Below are 8345 nucleotides of genomic sequence, written 5' to 3'. Positions count from 1 at the left end.
CGGGACCTGCTCTACCGGCCCAAGGATGTGCTCGACGCGGGCGGCCGGATCTCGTTGGGCACCGATTGGCCGGCGGCGGCGGTCCCCATGGCGGGGTGGCGGCCGGCGGCGGCGGGGTATGCGACCCGATGCAGATCACCGTGCAGCCGGGCATCCGGCCCGGGGCCTGCTGCGGCGCCGGCGCCATCCAGGGGAACAGCGGGGGCGGCCCGCTGACCTGCGGGTTGCTCAGGTCGATCAGCGGCGTGCGCGCCAGCGGATCGTCGGAGGGCAGGCCGTTGATGTTCATCGGCAGGTTGGGCCCGAGCCCCTCGGGGTGCTCGAGATGCGCGTCGCCGAGCGGAGGCGGCGGGCCGGTCATCGGCGGCAGATCGACCGGGACGACGCCCGTCGCGTACGCCGACGCCCAACCCAGCACGTTCTGCGCGTAGGGCAGCGAGTTGTTGTAGCGCAGGATCGCGGTCATCACCTGGGACGGGTCGCGCAGGTTCAACCCGCCGCTGCACAGGTACCGGGCGGCCGCCAGGGTGGCGTCGAACAGGTTCTGCGGGTCCGCGACGCCGTCGCCCTTGCCGTCGGAGGCGTAGCGCGCCCAGGTGCCGGGCAGGAACTGCATCGGTCCCATCGCCCGGGCGTAGGTGACGCGGCTGCCGGCGCCGCTGCTCGCAACGATCACCTCGTTGCCGGGCAGGGTGCCGTCCAGGGCGGGCCCGTAGATCGGCACCACTGCGGTGCCGCGCGCGTCCACCGCGCCGCCGCCCGCGTGGCCCGATTCGATGCGCCCGATACCGGCCAGCAAATTCCAGCTGACGCCGCAAGCCGGGGCGGCCACGGCCATCTTCTGCTCGGCGTTGCGGTACGCCGCGAGCGCGATGCTCGGAATGCCAAGCGCGCCAGGCGCGTTGACGATCATCGCCGGCGGCGGGGCGGAGAGGGCGGGTTCGGCGACGTGAAAAGCCGTCGGCGAGCGGTCAATTGCGACGACCGTCGGCCCGGACAGGTCGGGAACCGTCGGCGACACCGCGGCCACCGGGGTGATCGAGGCGTGCACCGGCGGCAGCCGCTGCGGTAACGAAGGTGCCGCGCCGCTGACCGCCCCCGCGAAAATCAATGGCGTGAGAATTGCGACGCCGAATGCCGGCGAACGCGTAACACGAAGTGCCCGTTGCCGCTCCGTCGCGGCGGCCGGGCTGACACCCCGGCTTCCCCCAATGCGCACTCGACCGTCCTAGGTGTGTGAGCTGCGTTCACCGTTTGCGGAGCTCGGTGAACCAGATCACCATACATAACTCTTGTGACGCGAGTGGCGCAATGGCCGAACTGCTTCTCAGCCCGATTTCTTAGTTGTCTTAATCGCCGCTTGGCCGTCGCGGACGGTGTCCGAATCGGCGGTTTCCGGGCTCAGCTCGGTGAGCAAAGTCCGCAGGTCATCGAGCTCGTGGCGCAGGTATTCGCGCGTCACCACCTCGCCAACGGCCAGGCGCAGCGAGGCCAATTCGCGGGCCAGAAACTCGGTGTCCGCTTTGGTCTGTGCGGCCCGGCGGCGGTCCTCCTCCAACGCCACCCGGTCGCGATTCTCCTGCCGATTCTGGGCCAGCAGGATTAGCGGGGCGGCGTAGGCGGCCTGGGTGGAGAAGGCGAGATTCAGCAGGATGAACGGGTAGGGGTCGAAGCGGGCGGCGACGGCGAAGAGGTTGATCGCGATCCACACCACCACCACGATCGTCTGCAGCAGCAGGTACCGGCCGGTGCCGAAGAACCGGGCGATCGACTCGGTGAACTGCCCCACCGTCTCGGGGTCCAGGCGCGGCGAGAACCGGCGCGACGTCCGCGGGGTGTACAACCCTCGCGGCGCCGTGGACTTGCTCACGCGGATTCCCCCACACCCTCGTGCCGGCCGGCGGCGTCTAGTTCCTGCATGTCGACCCGCCAGTCGTGCGGTAGCAGGTGGTCGAGCAGGTCGTCCACCGTCACCGCGCCCAGCAGGTGATTCTGGTCGTCGACGACGGGCCCGCACACCAGGTTGTAGGCGGCCAGGTAGCGGGTCACCGCGGCCAGCGGGGTCTCCGGCTTGAGGGTCAGCAGCTCGCTGTCGACGATGCCGCCGACCAGGTCGGCCGGCGGCTCGCGCAGTAACCGTTGCAGGTGCACGCAGCCCAGGTAGCGACCGGTCGGGGTGGCGGTCGGCGGGCGCGTCACGAAGACCATGGACGACAGCGCGGTGGACAGGTCGGGGTCGCGGACCCGGGCCAGCGCCTCGGCGACCGAGGTGTCGGGCGTGAGCACCACCGGGTCGGAGGTCATCAGGCCGCCCGCGGTGTCCGGCGAGTGCTTCAGGAGCCGGCGCACCGGGGCCGATTCGTCGGGATCCATCCGCGTCAGCAGCATCTCGGCGTCGGTGGGGTTCAGGACGCCGAGCAGGTCGGCGGCGTCGTCGGGATCCATCTCTTCCAGCACGTCGGCCGAGCGCTCGGTGCCCAGCTGGGACAGCACGTCGGCCTGGTCGAGCTCCGGCAACTCCTGCAGGATGTCGGCCAGCCGGTCGTCGTTGAGCGCCTTGAGCACCTCGTAGCGGCGTTTGGCGGGCAGCCCGCGAATGGCGTCGGCGACGTCGACCGGCTTGCGGCCCTCGAACTGGTCCAACAGCTGCGCCACGCCCTGGCCCGGCATCGCCAACGCCGACGGGGTCAGGCCCTGAACGCTCTGCCAGTCGACCACGTGCACGGGACCGCGCCGCCCGAGCCGGCGGTGCGTGCGCACCGCGACGCGGCTCACCATCCAGTCGCGGGTGCGGGTCTGTTCGATGCCCAGATCGGTGACGACGACGTCGACGCCGGCCAGCTCCGGCAGCTCGGGGTCGTTGACCTTGACCTGGGTGTCGAGCACCTGGCCGATCGCGAGCACCTCACCGGGCCGCTGCACGAAATGCCGCAGCGACACGTTGCCGGTGCTCAACGTCACCGCGTTGGGCTCGATCGACGCGACCCGCAGGATGGGGATGAAGATGCTGCGCCGGGTCGCCAGGTCCACGACCAGACCGAGCACACGCGGCTGCTGCCGGACGATGCTGATGCTGATCACGACGTCGCGGACCCGGCCGACCGATTCGCCGAGCGGTCCCAGCACCAACATGCGCGAGAGCCGGGCGACATAGACCCTGTTGACCGATGCCATGGACAAGAGCCTAGGCAGCCGCGGCCGCGACGGCAGACCCCGCGGTGCGCGCGTCGCGGTTCCGCGGGACCGCCATTACGGCGAATGCAGCATGAACATCACGACGATGATGTTGACCACCAGGGTCGCGACGCTGATGACGATGCCCGCGACGGCCAGGCCGTAGCCGTCTTGCCGGGTCTGCTTGATCTGATTCAGCGCGACCCCGCCCAGCGCGATCGCCGCGAACGAGCCCAGACAGCACAGCACGCCGGTGAACGACACCACCAGCGACGCGATCGCCAGGGCGTTGGTGCCCGACGTGACCTGCGGCCCGTAGGCGCCGAGGTAGTCCGGCGTCGGGTAGTAACCGGCCCCGGGCGGCGTCGGCCCGTAGGCGCCGCCGAACTGCGGGGGGTACGGCGGCGGGAAGCCCGATGACGGCGGCGGGTAGGGCGCCGGATAGGTCGGCGCGGAGTAGTCGGCGGCGTAGCCGGGCGGCGGATACGTCGGCGGCGGATAGTCGCTGACCGGCGGCGGCGTCGGGGGCTGCCAGCCGGGGGCTGCGCCCGGCTGCTCGAACGCCGGCGGGTCGGCCTTACCGTCGTGGGCGCCCTCACCGGGGCCGCCGCCAGGAGCTGTCATGGTGTTCAACCTAGTCCACCGGGCCGCCACGCGCGGCGCCGCGCGGCCGCCGCGCGCCGCGTTTGCGCAGGTGCGGGGCGGTCGACGCGGGTCGCCGAAACCCGGAGGTGAAACGACGGCCCGGGCGGGGGACAATAAGTGGCCATGACTAGTCCTTTCCAGCCCGGGCAGGTTCCCGGCGCGACGCCGGCGGGCTCGGCGGGCCGCCGCCGCGGCGTGCCGGAGTTGCCGACGCCGCCCCGCGGCTGGCCGGTCGGGTCGTACCCCACCTACGCCGAGGCCCAGCGCGCCGTCGACTATCTCTCCGATCAGCAGTTCCCGGTGGAGCAAGTGACCATCGTGGGCGTGGACCTGATGCAGGTGGAGCGGGTGACGGGCCGGTTGACGTGGCCCAAGGTGCTCGGCGGCGGGGTGCTCAGCGGGGCCTGGCTGGGGCTGTTCATCGGGTTGGTGCTGGGCTTCTTCAGCCCCAGCCCCTGGGGCGCGCTGGCCACGGGCCTGGTGGCGGGCGTCTTCTTCGGGTTGATCACCTCCGCGGTGCCGTACTCGATGGCGCGCGGCACCAGGGACTTCAGCTCGACCATGCAGTTGGTGGCCGGCCGCTACGACGTGCTGTGCGACCCGCAGAACGCGGAGAAGGCGCGGGACCTGTTGGCGCGCTTGGCGATCTGACGCGCGAGGGTATGAATCTGTCGAAGCGCCGCCGGCTGGGCGCCGTCGCGGTCGCGGCGCTGGTCGTCGCCGCGGCGTCGGCGTGCTCCGCCGGCGGGGCCATGGTCATCAGCCTCTACACGCCGGCCGCCGACAGCGCGACGTTCACCGCCATCGCCCAGGATTGCAGCCGGCAACTCGGTTATGCCGTCCGCCAGGTCAGCCTGCCGCGAGCCCCCGGCGAGCAGCGGGTGCAGCTGGCCCGCCGCCTGACCGGTCGCGACCGCACCCTGGACGTGATGGCGCTCGACGTGGTGTGGACCGCGGAGTTCGCCGAGGCGGGTTGGGCGCTGCCGCTCTCCGACGACCCCGAGAGACGCGCCGACGGCGACGCCGCGGCCGACACGCTGCCGGGGCCCCTGGCCACCGCGCGCTGGCGAGGCGCGCTGTACGCGGCGCCCGTCATCACCAACACCGAATTACTCTGGTACCGGCCCGATTTGGTGCGCCAGCCGCCGCGGACCTGGGACGGCATGGTCGCCGAGGCTGCCCGGCTGCGGGCCGCCGGGCAGCCCGGGTGGATCGCGGTGCAGGCGAACGAGGGCGAAGGCCTGGTGGTGTGGTTCAACACCCTGCTGGTCAGCGGCGGGGGCCAGGTGCTCTCCGACTACGGCCGCCGCGTCACGCTGACCGACACGCCCGCGCACCGCGCGGCCACCGTCAACGCGCTGCGCATCCTCAAGGCCGTGGCCACCGCCCCCGGGGCCGATCCCTCGATCACCCGGACCGACGAGAGCACGGCGCGGTTGGCCGTCGAGCAGGGCAGGGCCGCGCTGGAAATCAACTGGCCCTTCGTGCTGGCGTCCATGCTGGAGAACGCGGTCAAGGGCGGGGTGCCGTTTCTGCCGCTCAACCGCGACCCCCGGCTGGCTGGCAGCATCAACGACGTCGGCACGTTCGTGCCCACGGACCGGCAGTTCCGCATCGCCTACGAGGCCAGCGAGAAGGTCTTCGGGTTCGCCCCGTTCCCGGGGGTGGCGCCGGGGCGCCCGGCCAAGGTGACCATCGGCGGGGCGAACCTGGCCGTGGCGAGCACCACCCGGCATCGCGCCGAGGCGTTCGAGGCCGTGCGCTGCCTGCGCAACCTGGCCCACCAGAAGTACGTTTCGATCGAGGGCGGGCTGCCGCCGGTGCGCACGTCGCTGTACGCCGATCCGCAGTTCCAGGCGAAATACCCGATGTACACCATCATCCGGCGCCAGCTCACCGACGCCGCGGTGCGCCCGGCGACGCCGGCCTACCAGGCGGTCGCGATCCGGCTCGCCGCGACGCTCAGCCCGATCACCGACATCGACCCGGACCGCACGGCCGACGAGCTCACCGCGCAGGTGCAAAAGGCCATCGACGGCAAGGGGTTATTGCCGTGAAAGCATCGAAAATGCTTGCCCGCCAACGCCTTCGTCCCGAACAGCGCCTGGGCCTGCTGCTGGTGGCGCCCGCGGCGCTGCTGATGCTGGCCGTCACGGCGTATCCGATCGGTTACGCCGTGTGGTTGAGCCTGCAGCGCAACAACCTCGCCGCGCCCCAAGATACCGCCTTCGTGGGCGTGGACAACTACGTGACGATCCTGACCGACCGGTATTGGTGGGTCGCGTTGGCGGTCACGCTCGGGATCACGGCCGTCTCCGTGACGCTGGAGTTCGCGCTCGGGCTCGCGCTGGCGTTGGTCATGCACCGGACCCCGATCGGCAAGGGCCTGGTGCGCACCGCCGTGCTCATTCCCTACGGCATCGTCACCGCGGTGGCGTCGTACAGCTGGTACTACGCGTGGACGCCGGGGATGGGGTACCTGGCCAACCTGTTGCCACGCGGCTCCGCGCTCACCGAAGCGCCTCTGACGCAGCAGATTCCGTCGTTGGGCATCGTCGTCCTGGCCGAGGTGTGGAAGACCACGCCGTTCATGTCGCTGCTGCTGCTGGCCGGACTGGCGCTGGTGCCCGAGGACCTGCTGAAGGCGGCGCAGGTCGACGGGGCGGGGCCGTGGCGACGGCTGACCCGGGTGACGCTGCCGATCATCAAGCCGGCGGTCGTCGTCGCCTTGCTGTTTCGCACGCTGGACGCGTTCCGGATCTTCGACAACATCTACGTGCTCACCAACGGCGCCAACAACACCGCCTCGGTGTCGATGCTGGGCTATGACAACCTGTTCAAGGGGTTCAACGTGGGCCTCGGCTCGGCGATCAGCGTGTTGATCTTCGTGTGCGTCTGCCTCATCGCGCTGCTCTTCATCAAGGTCTTCGGCGCCCGCCAGAACCCGTCGGCCGCCGGGGGTGTCGCCGATGGCCGCTGACGGGGTGCGCGTTCGGCGCGCCACCATCTGGACCGTCGTCGACGCCCTGGTGGTCGCTTACGCGGTCGTTCCGGTGCTGTGGATCCTCAGCCTGTCGCTCAAGCCGACGTCAATGGTCAAGGACGGCAAGCTGATTCCGTCGTCGATCACCCTCGACAACTACCGCGGCATCTTCCGCGGCGAATTCTTCACCTCGGCGCTGCTCAATTCGGTCGGCATCGGGCTGATCACCACCGCGATCGCGGTGCTGCTCGGCGCGATGGCGGCCTATGCAATTGCCCGGCTGGACTTCCCGGGTAAGCGGCTGCTGGTCGGCGCGACGTTGTTGGTCACCATGTTCCCCGCCATCTCGCTGGTGACGCCGCTGTTCAACATCGAACGGTTCGTCGGGTTGTTCGACACCTGGCCGGGCCTGATCCTGCCCTACATCACCTTCGCGCTGCCGCTGGCCGTCTACACGCTGTCGGCGTTCTTCCGCGAAATCCCCTGGGATTTGGAGAAGGCCGCCAAGATGGACGGCGCCACCCCGGCCCAGGCGTTCCGCAGGGTGATCGTCCCGCTGGCGGCGCCGGGGGTGGTGACCGCGGCCATCCTGGTGTTCATCTTCGCCTGGAACGACCTGTTGCTCGCGCTGTCGCTGACCGCCACCAAGGCGGCCATCACGGCGCCCGTCGCCATCGTGAACTTCAGCGGCAGTTCGCAATTCGAGGAACCCACCGGTTCGATCGCCGCCGGCGCCGTCGTCATCACGGTGCCCATCATCGTCTTCGTCCTGGTCTTCCAACGGCGGATCGTCGCCGGTCTCACCTCGGGTGCTGTGAAGGGATAACGCGATGGCCGAAATCGTGCTGGATCACGTGAACAAGAGCTACCCCGACGGCGCGACCGCCGTGCAAGACCTCAGCATCACCATCGCCGACGGCGAATTCCTGATCCTGGTCGGCCCGTCCGGGTGCGGCAAGACCACCACGCTGAACATGATTGCGGGCCTTGAGGACATCTCGTCGGGCGAGCTGCGGATCGGCGGCGAGCGCGTCAACGAGCGGGCGCCGAAGGACCGCGACATCGCGATGGTGTTCCAGTCCTACGCGCTCTACCCGCACATGACGGTGCGGCAGAACATCGCCTTTCCCCTGACGCTGGCCAAGATGAAAAAGGCCGAGATCGCCCGCAAGGTCGAGGAGACCGCCAAAATCCTGGACCTCGCCGAGCTTTTGGACCGCAAGCCCGCGCAGCTGTCGGGCGGGCAGCGCCAGCGGGTCGCGATGGGACGGGCCATCGTGCGCCAACCCAAGGCGTTTTTGATGGACGAGCCGCTGTCCAACCTCGACGCCAAGCTGCGCGTGCAGATGCGCGGCGAGATCGCCCGGCTGCAGAAGCGGCTGGGCACCACCACCGTCTACGTCACCCATGACCAGACCGAGGCCATGACGTTGGGCGACCGGGTGGTGGTGATGCACGCCGGCGTCGCCCAGCAGATCGGCACGCCCGAGCAGCTCTACGCCCAGCCCGCCAATCTGTTCGTCGCCGGCGAACCGATGAATCC

9 protein-coding genes are annotated in these 8345 nt (G+C 70.2%); 5 read left to right on the top strand and 4 right to left on the bottom strand.

Annotated features, from left to right (window positions below; genetic code table 11):
* The 4 genes from A5714_RS20690 to A5714_RS20675 all read right to left on the bottom strand — a co-directional run.
* Positions 1-1219 (bottom strand): lytic transglycosylase domain-containing protein (locus tag A5714_RS20690; protein ID WP_082959882.1); only part of this gene is annotated, 1219 nt, incomplete at its 3' end.
* A gap of 108 nt (positions 1220-1327) precedes the next feature.
* Positions 1328-1870 (bottom strand): DUF1003 domain-containing protein, encoded by a 543-nt coding sequence (locus tag A5714_RS20685; protein WP_068288378.1) that lies wholly within the window; start codon positions 1868-1870, stop codon positions 1328-1330.
* A complete protein-coding gene (locus tag A5714_RS20680; RefSeq protein ID WP_068069582.1) occupies positions 1867-3174 on the bottom strand; it encodes a magnesium transporter MgtE N-terminal domain-containing protein in 1308 nt (435 codons plus the stop codon). Before A5714_RS20680 ends, A5714_RS20685 begins: the two co-directional genes overlap by 4 nt.
* 75 nt (positions 3175-3249) lie before the next feature.
* Positions 3250-3798, bottom strand: a complete 549-nt coding sequence (locus A5714_RS20675) for a DUF4190 domain-containing protein (RefSeq protein WP_068069584.1) — start codon at positions 3796-3798, stop codon at positions 3250-3252.
* Between the two features lie 144 nt (positions 3799-3942).
* On the opposite strand from A5714_RS20675, the gene A5714_RS20670 reads away from it, so the two are divergent.
* From A5714_RS20670 to A5714_RS20650, 5 genes are all read left to right on the top strand, one after another.
* The gene (locus A5714_RS20670; protein ID WP_068069585.1) at positions 3943-4470 is read left to right on the top strand and encodes a general stress protein; all 528 of its coding nucleotides are present in this window, start codon (positions 3943-3945) and stop codon (positions 4468-4470) included.
* 11 nt (positions 4471-4481) lie between these two features.
* Positions 4482-5876, top strand: a complete 1395-nt coding sequence (locus tag A5714_RS20665) for an extracellular solute-binding protein (protein ID WP_068288375.1) — start codon at positions 4482-4484, stop codon at positions 5874-5876.
* Between the two features lie 11 nt (positions 5877-5887).
* On the top strand, positions 5888-6799 hold the full coding sequence (locus A5714_RS20660) for a carbohydrate ABC transporter permease (protein ID WP_068288372.1): 912 nt from the start codon (positions 5888-5890) through the stop codon (positions 6797-6799).
* Positions 6800-6803: 4 nt separating this feature from the next.
* A complete protein-coding gene (locus tag A5714_RS20655) occupies positions 6804-7628 on the top strand; it encodes a carbohydrate ABC transporter permease (protein WP_156747420.1) in 825 nt (274 codons plus the stop codon).
* A gap of 4 nt (positions 7629-7632) precedes the next feature.
* Positions 7633-8345, top strand: a 713-nt coding sequence (locus A5714_RS20650; protein WP_156747419.1) for an ABC transporter ATP-binding protein, incomplete at its 3' end; no start/stop codon positions are given.

The organism is Mycobacterium sp. E2462, assembly GCF_001672685.1.
In the GTDB taxonomy this organism is placed as follows: domain Bacteria; phylum Actinomycetota; class Actinomycetes; order Mycobacteriales; family Mycobacteriaceae; genus Mycobacterium.
The sequence above is the reverse complement of the archived record's forward strand: the minus strand, read 5'-3'. Positions and strand labels throughout refer to the sequence as shown.

Bases quoted from the DNA above. Each gene is read 5' to 3' on its own strand.
- A5714_RS20680 (WP_068069582.1), bottom strand. From the start codon at position 3,174: ATGGCATCGGTCAACAGGGTCTATGTCGCCCGGCTCTCGCGCATGTTG.
- A5714_RS20675 (WP_068069584.1), bottom strand. From the start codon at position 3,798: ATGACAGCTCCTGGCGGCGGCCCCGGTGAGGGCGCCCACGACGGTAAG.
- A5714_RS20670 (WP_068069585.1), top strand. From the start codon at position 3,943: ATGACTAGTCCTTTCCAGCCCGGGCAGGTTCCCGGCGCGACGCCGGCG.
- A5714_RS20665 (WP_068288375.1), top strand. From the start codon at position 4,482: ATGAATCTGTCGAAGCGCCGCCGGCTGGGCGCCGTCGCGGTCGCGGCG.
- A5714_RS20660 (WP_068288372.1), top strand. From the start codon at position 5,888: ATGCTTGCCCGCCAACGCCTTCGTCCCGAACAGCGCCTGGGCCTGCTG.